The 19,487-nt window shown below is 68.5% G+C and carries 17 protein-coding genes and 1 pseudogene; 10 read left to right on the top strand and 8 right to left on the bottom strand.

Annotation, left to right across the window (positions count from 1 at the left end; all coding sequences use genetic code 11):
• The 6 genes and pseudogenes from A5655_RS29250 to A5655_RS29240 form a co-directional block, all read right to left on the bottom strand.
• A partial coding sequence (locus tag A5655_RS29250) for a PE family protein (protein ID WP_156764886.1) occupies positions 1-1,232 on the bottom strand: 1,232 nt, incomplete at its 3' end.
• A 747-nt stretch (positions 1,233-1,979) separates the two neighbouring features.
• Positions 1,980-2,489 carry a hypothetical protein gene (locus tag A5655_RS16760; RefSeq protein ID WP_067011746.1) on the bottom strand — a complete coding sequence of 170 codons (510 nt, stop codon included), beginning with the start codon at positions 2,487-2,489 and terminating at the stop codon, positions 1,980-1,982.
• 195 nt (positions 2,490-2,684) lie between these two features.
• The gene (locus A5655_RS29410) at positions 2,685-3,023 is read right to left on the bottom strand and encodes a PE family protein (protein WP_082978697.1); all 339 of its coding nucleotides are present in this window, start codon (positions 3,021-3,023) and stop codon (positions 2,685-2,687) included.
• A gap of 173 nt (positions 3,024-3,196) precedes the next feature.
• The gene (locus A5655_RS29245; RefSeq protein ID WP_067011744.1) at positions 3,197-4,225 is read right to left on the bottom strand and encodes a PE family protein; all 1,029 of its coding nucleotides are present in this window, start codon (positions 4,223-4,225) and stop codon (positions 3,197-3,199) included.
• Positions 4,226-4,558: 333 nt separating this feature from the next.
• Positions 4,559-5,917 (bottom strand): PE family protein, encoded by a 1,359-nt coding sequence (locus tag A5655_RS16750; RefSeq protein ID WP_231999181.1) that lies wholly within the window; start codon positions 5,915-5,917, stop codon positions 4,559-4,561.
• Between the two features lie 53 nt (positions 5,918-5,970).
• Positions 5,971-6,459: pseudogene (locus tag A5655_RS29240) on the bottom strand (PE family protein); the annotation flags it as partial.
• A 292-nt stretch (positions 6,460-6,751) separates the two neighbouring features.
• On the opposite strand from A5655_RS29240, the gene A5655_RS16740 reads away from it, so the two are divergent.
• The 9 genes from A5655_RS16740 (at position 6,752) to A5655_RS28760 (ending at position 15,652) form a co-directional block, all read left to right on the top strand.
• Positions 6,752-7,138: a hypothetical protein gene (locus A5655_RS16740; RefSeq protein ID WP_067011738.1), complete on the top strand. Its 387-nt coding sequence runs from the start codon at positions 6,752-6,754 to the stop codon at positions 7,136-7,138.
• Positions 7,139-7,265: 127 nt separating this feature from the next.
• Positions 7,266-7,679, top strand: coding sequence for a hypothetical protein (locus A5655_RS16735; RefSeq protein ID WP_067011736.1), 414 nt, complete (start codon positions 7,266-7,268; stop codon positions 7,677-7,679).
• A gap of 140 nt (positions 7,680-7,819) precedes the next feature.
• Positions 7,820-8,467, top strand: coding sequence for a sensor domain-containing protein (locus A5655_RS16730; RefSeq protein ID WP_156764893.1), 648 nt, complete (start codon positions 7,820-7,822; stop codon positions 8,465-8,467).
• Between the two features lie 142 nt (positions 8,468-8,609).
• Positions 8,610-9,878 carry an ergothioneine biosynthesis glutamate--cysteine ligase EgtA gene (gene egtA, locus A5655_RS16725; RefSeq protein WP_067011732.1) on the top strand — a complete coding sequence of 423 codons (1,269 nt, stop codon included), beginning with the start codon at positions 8,610-8,612 and terminating at the stop codon, positions 9,876-9,878.
• A complete protein-coding gene (gene egtB / locus A5655_RS16720; RefSeq protein ID WP_067011730.1) occupies positions 9,875-11,170 on the top strand; it encodes an ergothioneine biosynthesis protein EgtB in 1,296 nt (431 codons plus the stop codon). The genes egtA and egtB overlap by 4 nt, the downstream gene beginning before the upstream one ends.
• On the top strand, positions 11,170-11,868 hold the full coding sequence (gene egtC, locus A5655_RS16715) for an ergothioneine biosynthesis protein EgtC (protein WP_067011728.1): 699 nt from the start codon (positions 11,170-11,172) through the stop codon (positions 11,866-11,868). Before egtB ends, egtC begins: the two co-directional genes overlap by 1 nt.
• Positions 11,865-12,830, top strand: a complete 966-nt coding sequence (gene egtD, locus A5655_RS16710) for an L-histidine N(alpha)-methyltransferase (protein WP_067011726.1) — start codon at positions 11,865-11,867, stop codon at positions 12,828-12,830. Before egtC ends, egtD begins: the two co-directional genes overlap by 4 nt.
• The gene (gene egtE, locus A5655_RS16705) at positions 12,827-13,966 is read left to right on the top strand and encodes an ergothioneine biosynthesis PLP-dependent enzyme EgtE (RefSeq protein WP_067011724.1); all 1,140 of its coding nucleotides are present in this window, start codon (positions 12,827-12,829) and stop codon (positions 13,964-13,966) included. The genes egtD and egtE overlap by 4 nt, the downstream gene beginning before the upstream one ends.
• Before the next feature lie 297 nt (positions 13,967-14,263).
• The gene (locus tag A5655_RS28760; RefSeq protein ID WP_067011722.1) at positions 14,264-15,652 is read left to right on the top strand and encodes a PE family protein; all 1,389 of its coding nucleotides are present in this window, start codon (positions 14,264-14,266) and stop codon (positions 15,650-15,652) included.
• 22 nt (positions 15,653-15,674) lie between these two features.
• On the opposite strand, the gene A5655_RS16695 is transcribed toward A5655_RS28760, so the two are convergent.
• Together A5655_RS16695 and A5655_RS16690 are read right to left on the bottom strand one after the other, a co-directional pair.
• Entirely contained in the window at positions 15,675-16,352 is a 678-nt protein-coding gene (locus tag A5655_RS16695; RefSeq protein ID WP_067011720.1) for a class I SAM-dependent methyltransferase, read from the bottom strand.
• A 7-nt stretch (positions 16,353-16,359) separates the two neighbouring features.
• Positions 16,360-17,832: a glutamate--cysteine ligase gene (locus A5655_RS16690; RefSeq protein ID WP_067011718.1), complete on the bottom strand. Its 1,473-nt coding sequence runs from the start codon at positions 17,830-17,832 to the stop codon at positions 16,360-16,362.
• Between the two features lie 124 nt (positions 17,833-17,956).
• Between A5655_RS16690 and glpK the strand changes: the two genes are divergently transcribed.
• Positions 17,957-19,483: a glycerol kinase GlpK gene (glpK, locus tag A5655_RS16685; RefSeq protein WP_067011716.1), complete on the top strand. Its 1,527-nt coding sequence runs from the start codon at positions 17,957-17,959 to the stop codon at positions 19,481-19,483.
• Positions 19,484-19,487 lie beyond the last annotated feature (4 nt).

The following is a 19,487-nucleotide window of genomic DNA, read 5'->3' as shown; positions in this document are numbered from 1 at the left end:
ATCGGCGGCAACGTCAACGCCCCCGACAGCGCCGCATTCAACGCCGCGTTGATGTCGGCAGCCAAGTTAGGCAGCGTGATCGACGGCAACCCCGGGAACGGCGGCAACGTGAAGCTGGGCAGCCCCGGCAACGACAAGTTGATCGGCGGCAGCCCCGGCAGCGTCAGGTTGAGTGCTGCGTTCAACGCCGCGCTGATGTCCGCCCCCAGGTTGGGCAGCGTAATCGCCGGCAACCCCGGGAACGGCGGCAACGTGAAGCTGGGCAGGCCCGGCAACGACAAGTTGATCGGCGGCAACGTCAACGCCCCCGACAGCGCCGCATTCAGTGACGCACTGAGGTTTGCGCCCAACCCATTCAGCGCCCCCGACAGCGCCACGCCCAACGAACCAAGGTTCGGAATCGTCAGCGCCGGCAGACCCGGCAGCGACGCAAGGAAGTTCGCCGCCAGCGTCTCACCGGTCTGAAGCGCCCCGTTGAGACCCGCCCCGAGGTTGCCGGCCAAATTACCCAGTCCGTTGATTCCCGCGGCCAGGTTGGCGGCCAAGCCATTCAGGCTGCCACCCAGGCTGGCCGACAAGGCCGCATTGAGGTCAAGACCGAAGTTGGCGTTCAGCAGCGCCTGGAGTGCGGCGTTGGCCTGGGCAATGAGCGGACCAGCCATGGCCGACAGGGCCGCACCACTATTTTCTAGGGCGAGGCCGGCCTGGACGATGGCGTTCCCCGTCTGGACCAGCCCGCTGCCGATGCCGGACAGGAACAAGCCGCCGGTCTGGAAAGCGATTCCGCTGAGCCCGGCGCCGAGGAGCGTTTCGATCGTGCCGCCGAGCCCGGCTCCCAGACTGCTGGTTAAGCCGGCCGACAGTGATCCGCTGATCGCGGCACCCAAACCGGAAATCGCACCACCGATCTCGGCGGCCAGGTTCCCCCCGCCCGAGAGCATCGCGGCGCCGTTGGCAACCTCGGCTGCCGCATACGCGGCCGCGCCGGTGCCCAATGTGTTGACGAACGCGTTGTGGAAGGCCGCCGCTTGGGCGCTCAGCGCTTGGTACTCCTGCCCGAAGTTGCCGAAAAGTGCGGCGATGGCGGCCGATACCTCGTCGCCCGCTGCGGGCGCCAGGGTGGTGGTCGGGGCGATGATCGCCTGGGTGACCTCATCCAGGGCCGAGCGAATACCCGCAAGATCTTGGGCTGCCACCTCGACGAGATCGGGAACTGCTACGACGAAAGACATGTTCATCTCCCCACGCGAATGAACGACATATACGTTTGTGAGCCCGAATTATCGAGGCAAGGCGAGCGTAATGGTGTGCCACAGAAGCACATTGGAAAATGATTGTTTTCAACAGGGTCTGGCGCGTCAATTTAAGATTGTGCGCGACCCAAATGCCCACGGTGGATCGTCGGGATGAGACTTAGCATACCGGAGGCGCCGGATCGCGATACTTAAGGTACAAAGTCATTGCTATTGAACGATTTTCAGTTCGTTGGGCCTCCTCGTCATCTCATTTGGACAGGGGTGACCACATTTGGCATGTGCCGAATAAGGATGTTTCCGCCGGGGGCGCGTTTTAAACATCGCAAGCCACACTTTATCCAAAATTGGTATTCGCGTACCGAAAACGCGAGAATGACAAGGTCTTTCCACTCGCCCCCGTCTCGACAACGGCGCGACTCCGTTCATCGGAGCCGGGGGGTTCGCAACGAACCGCCAGAACGGCGCCGAGCGCCTGCCGCCGATACCGAGGTGGCCGAAACTGGTATCGGCGTACCGAAACCCCGAGAACGACAAGGTCTTTCCGCCCGCGCCCCTCGACGACCCGCCGGAGCTAGAAGGTGGGGAGAGCTATCGAGATCAGCGGCGGGGGTGACCCGGGCGCGCCGATCGCCTGGGCGAGCTGTTGCGGCACATAGTTCACCAAGAAGGGCAGCAGACCGCTGAACGGTGTGCTGCCGGCGCCGAGCTTGACGTCGATCGGGGTTACAGAACCGCGTTGCCGGCGAGCGTGACGGTCGCGGTCACCGGGTAGTAACCGGGCGGATGAAGGATGCCGTCGAGCGGGAAGCCGGCGACAACGGTGACGTCGGCGATGTTCCCGATCGCGGCCCCGGTGAGGCACGAGAGGCTCAGCGCGTAGGGGAATGTCGCCTGGCCGTTGAGGAAGCCGTTGGCGATGATGGCGGGTGCGCTGTAGCCGGCCGCATCCAGTGCGGCGGCCGGCGGGCCCATCACACTGGTGGCGAACGCCGACGGCAGCCCGACGGCGTTGTCCAGGGTCACATCAGTGGGCACCGTGAGCGACTGCACCAGGGACGACGTCGTGTTTGTATTCGTGAGCGTTCCAACGACATTGGCCAAATATTGCGCGATGCGACCGGGGATGGAAGTGACCGGCCGGAAATCCCCCGTTTGGAAGACGGTGGCGATCGCCTGGCCATAGCTCATCGGGTTGGCGACGACCTGACGCAGGAACGGGAACGGGTCGGCCAACCAACTACCCCCCAGGCTTTGCAGGTTGGTCAGCGTGTTGTAGACGAGCGCTTGGTATGGGCCGGCGATCCCGGCGAAGGAGGGGCCCGCCGCGGCGTGAATTGTTCAGCAGCCCCGGAAGTACCGAATTCGCAACGCCGGTAAAGGGATTCGTAAGCTCGGTGAGCGTCGTGGGCAACCCGGGAAGGGCACCCGTCAACAGGGTGCGCGGGTTACTTCCGAGCGCCGGGCGTGCCGGCGTCGAGGAGGCCACCGAGAAGCCCGGGTGCCGACGCTCTGGGCGGTGGCGGGCCCCTCGATCGCGTTCGCCACCGTCTGCTCGGCGTTGGCGAGCTCGGTGCCGGCATAGGCTTGTGCGCCGGCGTTCATCACTTTGACGAACTCGGCATGGAACGCCCGGGCTTGGACGCTGCACCACTGAAATTCCTGCCCGAACTTGTCGAACGCCGCCGACAGCGCGGACGATATCTCGTCCGCGGCGGGCCTGCGGCGTTCGCCGCCGCCTCCTCTACCAGCGACCGATTCCCGCCAGATCTTGGGCCGCCGCCGCTACCCGCTGCGGCGCCACGCGCTCACGAACGACATGGCTGAACCGGCCGAGTCATCGCCGGGGACCACCCGGTCAACCTCTAGGTAAACACGCGTCTAATAAATGTTTCTGGGGACGCGTGAGCACCTCCGGCTCCGGTGCTACCGACACGCGCCGATTAGCCGCCGAACGCTGAGGCAAGCAGTTGGGGCGTGTAGTCCAGCAGCGCCGGAACGAGGCCACCGATGGGCGGGCCGCTGATGGTGATCGGGTTCCCGAACAATGACGCGGTCGTCACAACGGGCTGCGTGGGAACGAGAAGGCCGGAGAAGGTCACGTCCGCCGTCAGGCCCGGCGCCAGCTGCACGGGTAGTGTCTGCTGGCCGTTGAGGAAGGCGTTCGCGATGTTGGCCGGGGCGTCGACGAACGCGGCGAAGGCCGCCAGCGGGTTCCCGGTGCCTACGCCCTCGAGAAATGCTGCGCCGCTTAGCGATGCCGCGAGGCCCGCATTCACCGGCGCGCCCAATGCGTCGAAAGCCAGCAGCTCCGGCAGCCCGAGGCCGACGGCGAACGACGGCGGATTGACGGACGTGACGGACAGCGAGGCCGGGACGATCAGGTCGCGGAACAGGTTGGCGGAGCCGAGCGCGAACTGCCCGGTCGTGCTCAGGATCGGCAGCGGGTTGCCGGTCTGGAACGCCCCGAGGACCAGCTGCGGGCTGGCGTAGGTGGACATCGCCTGGAACACGGCGGGCGCCGTGACGGTGCTCCAGGTCCTGCCGATGCCTTGCAGGTTGGCGGCCGTGTTCGCGACGAGGCTTTCATAGGGTCCCGCGATGTCGGCTGTGCTGGTCGCCGCGGCGGCGCCTCCCCCGAGCAGTCCTTGCAGCGGAGCGTCCACCGCGCCGGTCAGCGCCTGCTCCGCGTTGGCCGCCTCGGTGCCGAGGTAAGCACCCGCGCCGGCGTTCATCAAACTGACGAACTGGGCGTGAAATGCCTGAGCTTGTGCACTGATGGCTTGGTATTCCTCGCCGAAGGTGCCGAATAGCGCCGCGACCGCACCCGACACCTCGTCCTGGGCCGCGGCCACCACCCCCGTCGTCGGCCCGGCGGCGGCCGCGCTCGCCTCGCTGAGCGCTGACCGAATTCCCGCCAGGTTCTGGGCCGCCGCGTGGACCCATTCCGGCTGCGCAATGACAAACGACATCGCCCGTCTCCCATCGCTCAGCAGGAGGATCACCCGATGGTGGTGACCGAGATGAACATGAGGTTAAAGGGACCAGTGTGCGAGTGGGGGAAATTGCGCATTTTCGTGGCATCTGTGGCGTCACGATTTGGCTACGAAAGCGCAGCATGCGGGCCTAGCGCACCATCAAAACCCGGGTCGCGGCGGCGGCCACGCCTACCCGGCGGGGGTGTTTGCCAGCGCGAGTTGCTCGGGCGCGTAGATCAACAGGCCGGTAATCGGCGTGCCGCCGGCGGCACCGCGAATTGGGGGAGTTTTGAGCACTGCCGCCGAAGCCGGCACCCGGCGGCGACGTCAGGGGGTGATCGCCGCCGCGAGTTGCGACCCGAAGCTCATCAGGCCCGGGATGAGGCCACCGATTTGCGTGCCCGAAATGGCGCCCCCAGGATTGAGAATGACGGGGCTTAGCGGTGTCAGAAGCCCGCCCACCGGGAGTTCCGCTGACGTGGTGAGGTCGCCGAAGGGGGTGCCCAGAAACGTGATGTGCGTTGTCAGGTCCGGCAGAGCCACCAACGTCTGCCCGTTGAGGAAGCCATTGGCGACATAAGCCGGCGCGTCGAGGAGGGCAGCGGCAGCCGCCGACGCGTTTCCAGCTTGCACGGCGCCGACGAAAGCCAGCGAGCTCGAGTTGAGCGCGCTCAGGGCATTGATCGGCGCACCTATCGAGTCGAAAACCAGCTGCAAAGGCAACCCGAAGTTGATCACGAGGGATCCCGTGATCGTCGTCCCGAAGTTCGTGAGCGTCTGGACCACGTTGGTGACGTGCTGCGCCATCTGCGCCGGGATGGAGCCCGCGGGCAACAGGTTGGCGAAGTTCTGCGCCATCTGTCCCGGGATGGCAAGGATCGGTGCGAGGTCTCCCAGTGGACCGACCGGAACAACGGGAACGGGCGTCGTGCCGCCCAATTCGATAGTGATGTCCTGGAATCCCGGGAGGAACGCATTGATGAGGCTGGAGTTGATGGCGCCGTACGCGCCAACGTTGTTGCCCGCCAAGAGGTCTTGGGCCGCTGTCACGAAGCCTCCCGGAAGGGATTGAACTCCCGTGACGAGGTCGGTGCCGGCGTTCTGCAGCCCGGTGACGACGGTCTGCGCGTAGCCGATCTGGGTGGTGACCAACTGCTGCAGCGCCGCACCCGGGTTGAGCGTCGATAGGCTCTGGAGGCCGGCCTGGACGGTCGCCGGCGCATTGGCCAGCTCGGCGGGCAGGTTTTGGACGCCGGTCACGATCGACGAACCGATCGTTTGCGCGTAGCCGATCTGGTTGTTGGCCAGCTGGTGCAGGAACGGGAACGGGTTGGCGGTGAAGGTCCCCCCGATCGCCTGCAGGTTGGTGACCGTGTTCGAGACCAGCGCCTGGTACGGCGCGGCCACGGCGGCACCGAACGAGTTGAGCCCGCCGATCGCCGCGGACGCGCCGCCTGTCGGGAGCGAACCCAAACCAATTGGCGAGCCGGCGATCGCGTTCGAAATCGCTTGCGCGCCAGCCTGAAGCTCGCCGCCGAGGGCGGTCTGCGCGGCGTTGGCGGCCTCCGCGCTGGCGTAGGCACCCGCGCCCGCGTCCATCAAATTGACGAACTGTTCATGGAAGGCATGCGCCTGGGCGGTCACGGCCTGAAATTCCTGGCCGAAGTTGCCGAACATCGATGCGATCGCGACCGATACCTCGTCCTGAGCGGCCGTCGCTATCCCGGTGGTGGGGCCGGCCCGCCGACGCCGCGGCTTCCGCTAGCGACGAACTGACCCGGAGAGCCGGACCCGCCGTTGCCGCCGCTGCCGAACAAGATCCCGCCGGCCCCGCCCGGGGCCCCGGTCCCGGCGGCGCCGTTGGCGCCGTTGCCGATCAGCGGGCGTCCCAAGAACGTCAGGAAGGGCGTATTGATCGCGCCCAGCACGATCTCCAATGGCGAGGCGTTGGCCGCCTCCGCGCTGGCATACAACCCGCCCGCGCCGGCCAGCGCCTCCACGAACTGGTTGTGAAACGCCGCCGCTTGATCGCTGACCGCCTGAAACTCCTGCGCATGGCTGGAAAACAGGGACGCGATCGCCGCCGACACCTCGTCACCGGCCGCCGCCAGCACCCCGGTGGTCGGAGCCGCCGCCGCCGCATTGGCCGCGCCGATCGTCGACCCGATATCGGCCACTTCCGAAGCCGTCGACGCCATCATTTCCGGTACTGCGATCACAAACGACATCCCGCACCTCTCACTAATTCGCGACAGACAAGGAACGTCCCGCACCTTCGCTCGCTGCACGAGCCGATGGAGGGTGATCAGGACCGGCTCACCGTAACTCAGCGACGGCCCGATCTGCGGTTTTGCCGACGGCTCGGCCACGTCACCAGCTCCGAGAGCGGTCAAGCATCGTGTGCGCACACATGGCGAAGCGGCGGGGCGATTTTGGCAGGTGAGGCGGGGTTTCAGCTCATAGCTGCTACTTAACTAGCGCATAGCCACAACTACTCTTAACGCACGCATCATTTGTCTCATGAGTGAAACATCTGAAACCCCCACTGTGCGGACCGCTACCGCAACCGAACCCGCGCCGGCGGCAGCGCCGGCGCTCTACCGGACCCCCCGGGTCTTCCTGGCCGCGGCATGGGTGGCCATCGTCGCCGGAGTCGTGTTCATCATCTCGGTGATCTTCTTCACCGGAATGGCGCTTGGGCACGGCCACGGCGGCATGCACCACCACCACAAGCACCACGCGGCGTTCATGCATCCGCACCGCTTCGGCCCGGGTGGCCCGGGCGGACCCGGTGGCCCGGCCGGAGGCCCCGCGGCGGTCCAGGGCGGCGGCCCCGCTTCGGCGACCCCCGGCGCCCCCGGACCCAGCCAGATCCCGTCGTCCGTCGCCCCGTCCCGGACCCCGTAGTCCCGCGGATCGCTAAACCCACATCCGATGGCCCGGCGCTCACACGAGCGCCGGGCCCCTCGATTCACAGCAACATTTGTGTCTCGAACCTGTTATCGCGGTTGGCGACGGGGGCAGTATTCAAGGCATGACCCAAACACCCGAACCGTCAACGCAACCGACGTCCGTCGCCGCGGCCCCTCCTGCGTACGCGCCGGTCAAGCCGCCCCGGCTGTATGTGGCCGCCGCGTGGGTGGTGATCGTCGCCGGGATCGTTTTCATCCTCTCGACCGTGTTCTTTGCCGGCGCCATGGTCGTGGGAATCGGCCATCACTGGCACTGCTACAAGCATCATCACGGCATGATGTACGGCCCCGGCGGACCCGGCGGACCCGGCGGCGGACCGTGGCAGTACGGCGGGCCGGGGGGGCCGGGCATGGTCGTCGGCCCGTGGGGGCCGCCGCCGGGCTTCGGTCCGGGCGGTCCCGCAGGCCCCAGCCAGACGCCGACGCCCAGCGCCCCGGCGCCGGCGCCGAACGCCCCGGGCAATCCGCGCCCGTAGCCGCCGCAGCGAAAGTTGTTGCGCTGATAGCTGAATGGTCTGGCCCAACGTCGAGTTGTCGGGCGGTTTTGGCACTATTTCGCCCTACAACTCGACGTTGGAGGCCGGCGGCCGCCCTGGCATGATCGAAACCCATGACCATGCGCATCCGCGCTGCGGTGATGACTATCGGGGTGGCGGTCGGGGGAGCGTGGGGTGTCCCCGCGGCGGTCGCTCATCCGTCGGAGCCCGGGGTGGTGAACTACGCGGTTATGCCGAAGGGGTCGGTCGGCAACATCGTCGGCGGACCGATGGGCTGGGAGTCGGTCTTCACGCAGCCGTTCCAGGGCTATTCGGTCGACGTTCCGGTGTGCAACAACTGGGCGGACATCGGGCTGCCCGAGGTCTTCGACGACCCGGATCTGGCGTCGTTCAGCGGGGCGACCACCCAGACGTCGGCCAGCGATCAGACCCACTTCGTGAAGCAGGCTGTCGGGGTGTTCGCCAACGACGACGCCGCGGCCCGTGCCTTTCATCGCGTGGTGGACCGGACCGTCGGCTGCTCGGGCCAGACCACCGCGATGCACCTGGACAACGGAATCACGCAGGTTTGGTCGTTCGACGGCGGCCCGGCGACGGGCGCGGACGCGAACTGGACGAAGCAGGAGGCGGGCACCGACCGTCGGTGCTTCGATCAAACCAGGCTGCGTGAAAACGTGTTGTTGCAGGCCAAGGTCTGCCAATCTGGCAACGCGGGACCCGCGGTCAACGTGTTGGCCGGGGCCATGCAGAACGCGCTGGGCCAGTAGCGTGGTTCCGGACACTCGGGTGGTTCGTCGCGGGAAAGTCCGACGAGACGGGAATATGTCGGTGCGATCTGCAAGATGAAGTAGTGGCGTTGAAAATTCCGTTGGCTACGCAACAAGCGGCGCGTCCTGGAGGGATCGTGATATGACGTTCGCTCCGGTCAGCGCCGCTCAGGCCGAGATGGCCGACGCTTCGGGCGCCGCCAAATACATCGCCGAGACCTGCCTGAACGATGCACCGCTGCGGCGGATCGGCCTCGAGCTGGAGGGGCATTGCCACGACCCGGCCGACCCGCATCGCAGGCCCGGCTGGGACGAAATCGCGGACGTGCTCCGGCGCCTCCCCACCCTGCCGGGCGGCAGCGCCGTGACGGTGGAACCCGGCGGAGCCGTCGAACTGTCCGGCCCGCCCGCGGACGGTGTGCTGGCCTCCATCGATGCGATGAACCGGGACCAGGCCGTGCTGCGCTCGGCCTTCGCCGACGCCGGGCTGGGTCTGGTCTTCCTCGGGGCGGACCCGCTGCGGCCCCCGAAGCGCATCAACCCGGGTGCCCGCTACCGCGCCATGGAAGAGTTCTTCCGCACCAGCCGCTCCGGTGAGGCGGGCGCGGCGATGATGACGTCCACCGCGTCGATCCAGGTCAACGTCGACGCGGGGCCGCGGGACGGCTGGGCGGCGCGGGTCCGGCTGGCGCACGCCCTGGGCCCCACGATGATCGCGATCGCCGCCAACTCCCCGATGCTGGGCGGCGAGTTCACCGGCTGGGTCTCCAGCCGCCAGCGGGTATGGGGGGACATGGACTCGGCGCGCTGCGGACCCATCCTGGGCGCCAGCGGCGACGACCCGGGCACCGACTGGGCGCGCTACGCGCTCAAGGCCCCGGTCATGCTGGTGCACGACCCCGACGCCACGGCGGTCACGCGGTGGGTGCCCTTCGCCGACTGGGTGGACGGCCGGGTATTGCTCGGCGACCGGCGCCCGACGATCGCCGACCTGGAATACCACCTGACCACGCTGTTCCCGCCGGTCCGGCCGAGGCAGTGGTTGGAGATCCGCTACCTCGACAGCGTGCCGGACGCCCTCTGGCCCGCCGTGGTCTTCACGTTGGTGGCGCTGCTCGACGACCCGGTCGCCGCCGACATCGCGGCCGAGGCCGTCGAACCCGTCGCCACCGCCTGGGACACCGCGGCCCGGGTGGGCCTGCGCGACCGCCGGCTGCACGACGCGGCCAACAAGTGCGTGGCCGTGGCCGCCGAGCGGGCGCCGGCGGAGCTGGCCGACGCGATGCAGCTGTTGATCAGCGGAGTCGAACGGGGCCGATGTCCCGGCGACGACTTCTCCGACCAGGTGATCGAGCACGGCATCGAGGCGACGGTCTCAAGGGCCGCGCGCTGGCCGCAAGGGGGCCCGTGACTTCTCGGGAAAGGCTCGCCGACGATTTGGCGCGGGCGCGGGCGCGGACGCTGCGGCTGGTCGACTTCGACGACGCCGAGCTGTGGCGGCAGTTCCACCCGTTGATGAGCCCGCTGGTGTGGGACCTCGCGCACATCGGCCAGCAGGAGGAGTTTTGGTTGCTGCGCGGCGGGGATCCGTCCCGCCCGGGGATCCTGCCGCCGGCCGTCGAGGGCCTCTACGACGCTTTCGAACACTCCCGGGCCAGTCGCGTCGAGCTGCCGCTGCTGTCCCCCGAGCGGGCGCGGTCCTATTGCCGGACCGTGCGGTCCGCCGCGCTGGACGCCCTGGACGCCCTGCCCGACGACCCCGCCGGAGCGGAGGCGGCGTTCGCCTTCGGGATGGTGGTCAGCCACGAAAATCAGCACGACGAAACCATGCTGCAGGCGCTCAACCTGCGCACCGGCGCGCCGCTGCTGCGCGACGGATCGGCGCTGCCCGCGGGCCGGCCGGACCTGGCGGGAACGTCGGTGCTGGTTCCCGGCGGCCCGTTCGTGCTGGGGGTGGACGCCGCGAGCGAACCGTACTCGCTCGACAACGAGCGCCCCGCCCACATCGTGGACGTGCCCGCCTTCCGGATCGGCCGGGTTCCGGTCACCAACGGCGAGTGGCGACAGTTCGTCGACGACGGCGGCTACGACCAGCCGCGGTGGTGGTCGGAGCGCGGCTGGCAGCACCGGCAGACCGCGGGTCTGACCGCGCCGCAGTTTTGGGGAGCCGACGGCCGAACCCGCGCCCGGTTCGGCTACATCGAGGACATCCCCGCCGACGAGCCGGTGCAACACGTCACCTACTTCGAGGCCGAGGCCTACGCGGCCTGGGCCGGCGCCCGGCTGCCCACCGAGATCGAGTGGGAGAAGGCCTGCGCGTGGGACCCGGCGACCGAGGCCCGGCGCCGCTACCCCTGGGGGGAGCGGGAGCCCTCGGACGACCTGGCCAACCTGGGTGGCGCCGCGCTACGGCCCGCGCCCGTCGGCGCGTATCCGGCCGGCGCTTCGGCTTACGGGGTCGAGCAGATGCTCGGCGACGTCTGGGAGTGGACCGCGTCGCCGCTGCGGCCGTGGCCCGGGTTCGTCCCGATGATCTACGAGCGCTACTCGCAGCCGTTCTTCGACGGCGACTACCGGGTGCTGCGCGGCGGCTCCTGGGCCGTGGAGCCGGGGATCGTGCGGCCCAGCTTCCGCAATTGGGACCACCCGATCCGGCGGCAGATCTTCTCCGGTGTCCGGCTGGCCTGGGATGTGACCGACTGATGTGTCGTCACCTGGGCTGGCTCGGCGCCGACGTGACCGTCTCCTCGCTGGTGCTGGACCCGCCGTGCGGGCTGCGGGTGCAGTCGTATGCCCCGCGGCGCCAGAAGCACGGCCTGATGAACGCCGACGGCTGGGGCGTCGGGTTTTTCGATCGCGAGGTGCCCCGGCGCTGGCGCAGCCCGGCGCCGCTGTGGGGCGACGCGTCGTTCGCCTCGGTCGCGCCGGCGCTGCACAGCCACTGCGTGGTGGCCGCGGTGCGCTCGGCGACCGTCGGCATGCCGATCGAGGCCAGCGCGACGGCGCCGTTCACCGACGGCCGCTGGTTGTTGTCGCACAACGGCATCGTCGACCGCGCGGTGCTGCCGCTCACCTCGTCGGCCGAATCGGTCTGTGACAGCGCCATACTCGCGGCCACCATCTTCGAGCGCGGGCTGGACGCGCTGGCCGACACCATCGCCGAAATCGGGGCGGCCGACCCGGTGGCGCGGCTGAACGTGTTGGTCGCCAACGGCTCTCGGCTGCTGGCGACCGCCTGGGGCGACAGCCTGTTCGTCCTGCGCCGCGACGACGGGGTGGTGCTCGCGAGCGAACCGTACGACGACGCGCCCGGCTGGGAGGACGTGCCGGACCGGCACCTGGTCGAGGTCACCGAGCAGGGGGTCGCGCTGACGCCCCTCAATTCGAAAGGCAGTTCATGACGCTGACGCTGTCCAACCACCTCGCCGCCGACTCCGCGTACCACGCGCTGCGCCGTGACGTGCTCGACGGCCTGCAGCAGACACCGAAGTCGTTGCCGCCCAAGTGGTTCTACGATTCGGTGGGCAGCGACCTGTTCGACCAGATCACCCGGCTGCCCGAGTACTACCCGACCCGCGCGGAGGCCGAGATCCTGCGCGCCCGGTCGGCCGAGGTCGCGGCCGCCAGCGAGGCCGACACCCTGGTCGAATTGGGCGCCGGGACGTCGGAGAAGACGCGGCGGCTGCTGGACGCGCTGCGCGACCGGGGCTCGCTGCGCGGATTCGTGCCGTTCGACGTCGACGCCGGCGTGCTGGCGGCGACCGCGACGGCGATCCAGCGCGAGTACCCCGGCATCGAAATCAGTGCGGTCTGCGGGGATTTCGAGGAACACCTGACCGAGATACCCGACGGCGGGCGACGACTGTTCGTGTTCCTGGGCTCGACGATCGGCAACCTCACGCCCGAGCCGCGTGCGCAGTTCCTCGCCACGCTGGCCGGGGTGATGCGGCCGGGGGACGGCCTGCTGTTGGGCACCGACCTGGTGAAGGACGCCGACCGGCTGGTGCGCGCCTACGACGACGCCGCCGGGGTGACGGCGCGGTTCAACCGCAACGTGCTCGCGGTGGTCAACAGGGAACTCGACGCCGACTTCGACGTCGAGGCCTACCAGCACGTGGCGCGGTGGAACGCCGACGAGGAGCGCATCGAAATGTGGCTGCGGGCCGGCGGGCCCCAGCGGGTGCGGGTGGGTGCGCTCGAATTGACCGTCGACTTCGCGGACGGCGAGGAAATGCTCACCGAGGTGTCGTGCAAGTTCCGGCCGGACGGGGTGAGCGCCGAGCTGGCCGGCGCCGGGCTGCGCCGCACTCGATGGTGGACCGACGCCGCGGGCGACTTCGGGCTGTCGCTGGCGGTTAAGTGACGGCGGACTCGCTGGCCGACCGATGGCGGGCGGCCCGCCCGCCCGTGGCCGGGCTACACCTGGACAGCGCCGCCTGCTCGCGCCAGAGTTTCGCGGCCCTCGACGCCGCCGCCAAGCATGCGCTGCACGAGGCCGAGGTCGGCGGGTACGTCGCGGCCGAGGCGGCCGCGCCGGTTCTCGAGGCCGGGCGCGCCGCGGTCGCGACGCTGTGCGGCGCGCCCGACGCCGAGGTGGTGTTTACCACCGGCTCCCTGCACGCGCTGGATCTGCTGCTGGGCAGTTGGCCGGCCGATCGGCGCACGCTGGCCTGCCTGCCCGGCGAGTACGGCCCCAACCTGGCCGTGATGGCCGCCCACGGGTTCGCGGTGCGGACCCTGCCGGCCCTCGACGACGGCAGGCTGGCGCTTGACGAGGCGGCGTTCGAACTCGAAAGCGACCCACCGGATTTGGTGCATCTCACCCCGCTGGCCAGCCACCGGGGCGTGGTGCAGCCGCTTGCCATGGTGGCCAAGCTCTGCCGCCAGCTGAGCCTGCCGCTGGTGGTCGACGCCGCACAGGCGTTGGGCCACATCGACTGCGCGGTCGGCGCCGACGCCACGTATTCGTCGTCGCGCAAGTGGATCGCCGGGCCGCGCGGCGTCGGTGTCGTGGCCGTGCGGCCCGAGCTGATGGGTCGGCTGGTGCCGCGGCTGCCCGCACCGCACTGGGCGGCGCAGCTGTCGGTGGCGCAGCAACTCGGCTTCGGCGAAGCCAATGTCGCCGCGCGGGTGGGCTTTTCGGTCGCCCTGGGCGAGCATCTGGCATCGGGACCGGAGTCGGTCCGGGCCAGGCTGGCCGAGCTGGGCGAGATCGCCCGGACGCTACTGGCCGACGTCGACGGCTGGCTGGTGGTCGAGGAGGCCGAGGAACCCAGCGCCATCACCACGTTGGCCCCCGTCGACGGAGCCGACCCCGAAGCGGTGCGGGCGTGGCTGCTCGCCGAGCGACGCATCGTGACCACGTACGCCGGGGTGGCGCGCGCGCCGCAGGAACTGTCCGCCCCGGTGTTGCGGATCTCGCCCCATGCGGACACCACCGCCGACGACCTGGAGACCTTCGCCGAGGCGCTGATCGCGGCGACCTCGGCGACCGGCTGAAAATACCGGACTCGTCAATTTCACCCCGAAGTTTGACCGAAAGTATGAAAAGGCCTGTTCTTATTAGGCATGTGTGGGGTAGCTTTTGGTTTCGGTAGCGCGCGGCGAATCAGGGATCGGGACCTGGAACGGCTCGCCGTCGACGATGCAGCCGGCGGGAAGGGGTGCGGGATGAATTTCTCCAGGTCGCCTTTTCGGATCAACTCGCCCTGGGACGGGGTGGCCGGTGAATTGGCTTCGGCCGCAGCATCATTCGGCTCGGTCGCTCGTTTGCGGCGTGCGTGAGAGGAGAGGGAGATGTCGTATGTGATCGCCGTGCCGGATGCGGTGCAGGGCGCGGCCCAGGAACTCGCAGGCATTCGTGCCTCGCTGACCCAGGCCGCCGCGACCGCGGGCCCCACCACCGGGATCGCGACCGCCGCCGCAGACGAGGTATCGAGCGCGATCGCTCTGCTCTTCGGCAGCGCGGGCGAGCAATTTCAGGCTCTCAACGCTCAAGCGCAGGCGTTTCATGCGGAGTTCGAAAGCCTGTTGAACGCCGGCGCGGCGGCATATGTCAGCGCCGAGGCGGCTAACGCGGGGCAAGCGGCACCCGCAGCCGTCGCCGCGGCCGTGCCCGCCGCGACCTACCGAACCTACAACCTTTTCAACGGGCTCCTCGACATCAATATCGGGACCGGTGGCATTCAATTCACCATCAGTACGCCCGGGGTCATCCTGCCGGCGGTGCACGTCCCCCCGATCAGCCTCGCCCCCTTCAATCTGCCCCAGCTCGCTATTCCGCCGATCACCTTTCCGGCCGGGTCCACGCTCGCGAATCTCACGGTGAGTCCGTTCAACCTGCCGCAGCTGTCCATACCGTCGATCAACATCCCGGCCGGGACGACGCCCGCCAACATCACCGTGGGTGCGTTCAACCTGCCGCAGATAACGACGCCCGCCATAACAGTGCCGCCGATCAACCTGCCCGCGGTGACGATTGAGGCGTTCCAGACGCCGCTAATCCAGGTGACGGGCTTTAGCCTGCCTTCGATAACCGTTCCCCAGATCAATCTTCCGAAGATACAGATCCCGGATATCAACGTTCCCGGTGGCGACCAGACGGTGGTTCACTTGCATACCGGCAACGTCCTCTTCCCGGACTATGACATCAACCTTGAATCGTTCGATTTCGCGCCATCGCTCGGCTTCAACACTCCGGGCTTCATCACCCAATTCGGGCTCCCCAGTATCCAGGTCGGCGCGTTCACCCTGCCGACCCTGATGATCAGCAACCCGAGCGGCGGCGCCTACACGCTCCCGGCCGTCAGCTTGTCCGGCTTCACCATCCCGTCGGTCACCGTTCCGCCCATCGCCGTCGGCGGTTTCACGCTGCCCCAGCTCAGCTGGCCGGCCTTCGCCACGGCACCGCTGACCATCCCGCCGATCGGTGTCGGCGGTTTCACGCTGCCGCAGGTCAGCTGGCCGGGCTTCGACTCGGCGCCGCTGACCATCCCGCCCGTCGGCGTCGGCGGCTTCAACCTGCCCGAGGTCAACGTCCCCAACATCACCCTGGCGCCCGTTCAGCAATACCAGTTCACGATCCCGCCCATCCCCACCTGGCCGAACGGACTGACCGTCGACGCGAACAACTTCATTTCGCTCGTGAACGACATCGCGGCGAGCCTGCTGGGCACCGGCCCCTAACGGCTGCGTGACGCAGTAAGTCTCAGCCGACCTTGTGCGCCGACAGCAGGAAGGCCGGCATCTTCATCCGGCCCTTCTCGTCGCGGTCGTGCGGCGGAAATTCGAACGGCGCCCCGTCGAATGGCGGGATGTTCGCGTGGATGAAGGCGGGCCGGATCTCGTCGATCTCCCAGTACTTGCTCACCGCGGCGCGCAACTCGTCCTCGTCGACCTCGTTCGGCTTGGGTTCCATCTCGGCGGGGAAGGCGCCCTTGGCGAATACCAGCACGAAATAGCTCGCGCCCGGCGCGGCCGCGCGGTGCACCGATCTCAGGTAGCCGTCGCGGCCCTCGACGGGCAGCGAATGGAACAACGTTGAGTCCGCGATCGTGGCGAAGCGTCCGTCGTAGCCGGTGAAGGACGTGATGTCGGCCTGCACGAAGCTGGCCGTGGTCAGGCCGCGTTCGCCGGCCGCCTTGGTGGCGGCGGCGACGGCGGTCGGCGTGAGGTCGATGCCGACCACGGTGTAGCCCTGCGCGGCCAGCGCCAGCGACAGCTCGGCGAACCCGCACCCGGCGTCCAGCACGTCGCTGCGAAACTTTCCGGCCGCGATCAGCGCCGCCAATTCCGGCTGCGGCTCGCCGATGTTCCACGGCGGGGGCCCCTGGAATTCGCCCTCCTCGCGGTAGGCGCCGTCCCAGTCCATGATTTCCGAAGACATGGTTCCCCTATCGATCCCAGGTGTGCACCGGCTCGTTGCTATGCATGTGTTCGCAGTACCGCCGCAGCATCTCGGCGAGCGCGGCGGGCCGGCTCATGCCGCCGTCCTCCAGCCTACGCACGGTGGACACCTGCCAGCTGGCCCCGTTGCGCCCGGCCCGGGCGCGACCCTCGATGACCCCCAGGAACCGGTCGCGCACCTCGGCGTCGACGCCCCAGCGGCGCAGTCCCTCGTCGGCGATCGGCAGCAAGGTGTCGAGCACCAGCTCCCGCGCGGTCACCTCGCCCGCACCGGGCCAGAGCAGCCGGGCGTCCATGCCGTATCGCGCCGCCGCGAGGAAATTCTCCCGTGCCACAAGGAAACCCATCCTGTTCCAGAGCGGATCCTCGTCTTCGGACAGGCCGCGCAGCACGCCGTAGAAAAAGGCGGAGTTCGCCAGCATGTCGATGACGGTCGGCCCGGCCGGCAACAACCGGTTCTCCAGCCGCAGATGCGCGCGCCCGTCGACCACGTCGTACACGGGCCGGTTCCACCGGTACACGGTGCCGTTGTGCAGGCGCAGTTCGGGGAGGTGCGGGGTGCGTCCCGCGGCCAGCTCGGCGACCGGGTCTTCGTCGGACACCTCGGGCAGCAGGGACGGGAAATATTGGATGTTCTCTCCGAACAGGTCCAGCACGGAGGTGATCCATCGTTCGCCGAACCACACCCGCGGCCGCACGCCCTGGGCCTTGAGCTCCTCGGGACGCGTGTCGGTGGACTGCGTGAACACCTCGATCCGGGTCTCCGACCACAGCTGGTGGCCGAAGAAGTACGGGGAGTTGGCGCCCAGCGCCAGCTGCGGGCCCGCGAGGATCTGGGCCGCGTTCCAGTTGGCGGCGAACTCCGCGGGGGCGAGCTGCAGGTGCAATTGCATGCTGGTGCAAGCGGATTCGGGCGCGATGGTGGCGGCGTTCCAGCTCAGCGGCTCCGGGCCGGAGATGTCGATCGGGATGTCCTCGCCGCGGGCGGAAAAGATCGAGTCGTTGAGGGCGGCGTAGCGCGTCGACTCGCTCATCCAGCCGTCGTCGAGGTGCTCGGGCATCAGCGTCGGCAGGATGCCGATCATCACGATGTGCGCCCCGCCCAAGTTGGCCTTGGCCTCGGCGTCGTTCAGGCTGGCCCGCACCTCGGCCTCCAGGTCCAGCCCGGTGTGCCCCGGCAGCGGGCGGGGTGGGACGTTGAATTCGATGTTGTAGGCGCCCAATTCGGTCTGGAAAGCCGGGTCGGCGATGGCCTCCAGCACGGATCGGTTCGACATGGCCGGCTGGTAGTCGGCGTCGACGAGGTTGCACTCGATCTCCATGCCGGTCAGCGGCCGGTCGGCATCGAAGCGCGACTGGGCGAGCATCGTCTCGAACACGTTCAGGCACAACCGCACCTTGCGCCGGTATTCCGAGCGTTGTGCGCGGTCATAGGTGGTGCGCTTGACCTCTTCGCCCACAACGCCGATGCAACAGGTTTACCGGCGGCTACGCAAGGGCGACAGGCTGACCAGTGCGGACGCCGGTGGTTGGGTAGACCATCATGGACGTACAGGTTCCCAATCACGGGTGGAGGAGAGCTAGTTGGCCGAGTCCGCTGAATTCGTAGCCGCAATCGATCAGGGCACCACCAGCACCCGCTGCATGGTTTTCGATCACGACGGTGCCGAAGTGGCCCGCCATCAGCTCGAGCACGAGCAGATCCTGCCCCGCGCCGGCTGGGTCGAGCACGACCCGGTGGAGATCTGGGAGCGCACGTCGTCGGTGCTGACGTCGGTGTTGAACCGGGCCAATCTGTCGCCGAAAAACCTTGCGGCGCTGGGGATTACCAACCAGCGCGAAACCACGCTGGTATGGGACAAGCGGACCGGCCGGCCGTACTACAACGCGATCGTCTGGCAGGACACCCGGACCGACCGGATCGCGTCCGCGCTGGAGCGAGACGGCCGGGGCGACGTGATTCGCCGCAAGGCGGGCCTGCCGCCGGCGACCTACTTCGCCGGCGGCAAGCTGCAATGGATCCTGGAAAACGTCGACGGGGTGCGCGAGGCCGCCGAACGCGGGGACGCCCTTTTCGGCACCGCCGACACCTGGGTGTTGTGGAACCTCACCGGGGGCCCACGGGGCGGCGCGCACGTCACCGACGTGACCAACGCCAGCCGGACCATGCTGATGAACCTCGAAACCCTCGACTGGGACGACGAGCTGTTGTCGTTCTTCGCGATCCCCCGCGCGATGCTGCCGGCGATCGCGGCGTCCTCGCCCCTGCAGCCCTACGGTGTGACGCTGGAAACCGGGCCGCTCGGCGGCGAGGTGCCGATCACGGGCGTCCTCGGCGACCAGCACGCGGCGATGGTCGGTCAGGTGTGCCTGGCCGAGGGCGAGGCAAAAAACACCTACGGCACCGGCAATTTCCTGTTGCTCAACACCGGCGAGGCGATCGTGCGGTCCAACAACGGCCTGCTGACCACGGTCTGCTATCAGTTCGGCGACGCCAAACCCGTGTACGCGCTTGAGGGTTCGATCGCGGTAACGGGCTCGGCGGTGCAGTGGTTGCGCGACCAGCTCGGCATCATCAGCGGCGCCGCGCAGAGCGAGTCGCTGGCCCGTCAGGTCCCCGACAACGGCGGGGTGTACTTCGTCCCGGCGTTTTCCGGGTTGTTCGCCCCGTACTGGCGATCCGACGCCCGCGGCGCGATCGTGGGGCTGTCGCGGTTCAACACCAATGCGCACCTGGCGCGCGCGACGCTGGAGGCGATCTGCTACCAGAGTCGCGACGTGGTGGACGCGATGAAGGCGGATTCCGGTGTGCGCCTTGAGGTACTGAAGGTCGACGGCGGCATCACCGGCAACGAGCTGTGCATGCAGATCCAGGCCGACGTGCTGGGCGTGGACGTGGTGCGGCCGGTGGTCGCCGAGACGACCGCGCTCGGCGCCGCCTACGCGGCGGGCCTGGCCGTCGGGTTCTGGGCCGATCCGTCGGACCTGCGGGCGAACTGGCAGGAGGACAAGCGCTGGACGCCGACGTGGGACGACGAGCAGCGCGACGCGGGATACGCGGGTTGGCGCAAGGCGGTGCAGCGGACCCTGGACTGGGTGTCGGTAACGTGACCGT

Source organism: Mycobacterium sp. 1081908.1, assembly GCF_001673535.1.
Classification (GTDB): Bacteria; Actinomycetota; Actinomycetes; order Mycobacteriales; family Mycobacteriaceae; genus Mycobacterium.
This window is presented reverse-complemented; position numbering and strand designations above follow the sequence as displayed.

Bases quoted from the DNA above. Each gene is read 5' to 3' on its own strand.
- A5655_RS16740 (WP_067011738.1), top strand. From the start codon at position 6,752: ATGAGTGAAACATCTGAAACCCCCACTGTGCGGACCGCTACCGCAACC.
- egtC (WP_067011728.1), top strand. From the start codon at position 11,170: ATGTGTCGTCACCTGGGCTGGCTCGGCGCCGACGTGACCGTCTCCTCG.
- A5655_RS16695 (WP_067011720.1), bottom strand. From the start codon at position 16,352: ATGTCTTCGGAAATCATGGACTGGGACGGCGCCTACCGCGAGGAGGGC.
- A5655_RS16730 (WP_156764893.1), top strand. From the start codon at position 7,820: ATGCGCATCCGCGCTGCGGTGATGACTATCGGGGTGGCGGTCGGGGGA.
- A5655_RS16735 (WP_067011736.1), top strand. From the start codon at position 7,266: ATGACCCAAACACCCGAACCGTCAACGCAACCGACGTCCGTCGCCGCG.
- egtA (WP_067011732.1), top strand. From the start codon at position 8,610: ATGACGTTCGCTCCGGTCAGCGCCGCTCAGGCCGAGATGGCCGACGCT.
- A5655_RS29245 (WP_067011744.1), bottom strand. From the start codon at position 4,225: ATGTCGTTTGTCATTGCGCAGCCGGAATGGGTCCACGCGGCGGCCCAG.
- egtD (WP_067011726.1), top strand. From the start codon at position 11,865: ATGACGCTGACGCTGTCCAACCACCTCGCCGCCGACTCCGCGTACCAC.
- A5655_RS28760 (WP_067011722.1), top strand. From the start codon at position 14,264: ATGTCGTATGTGATCGCCGTGCCGGATGCGGTGCAGGGCGCGGCCCAG.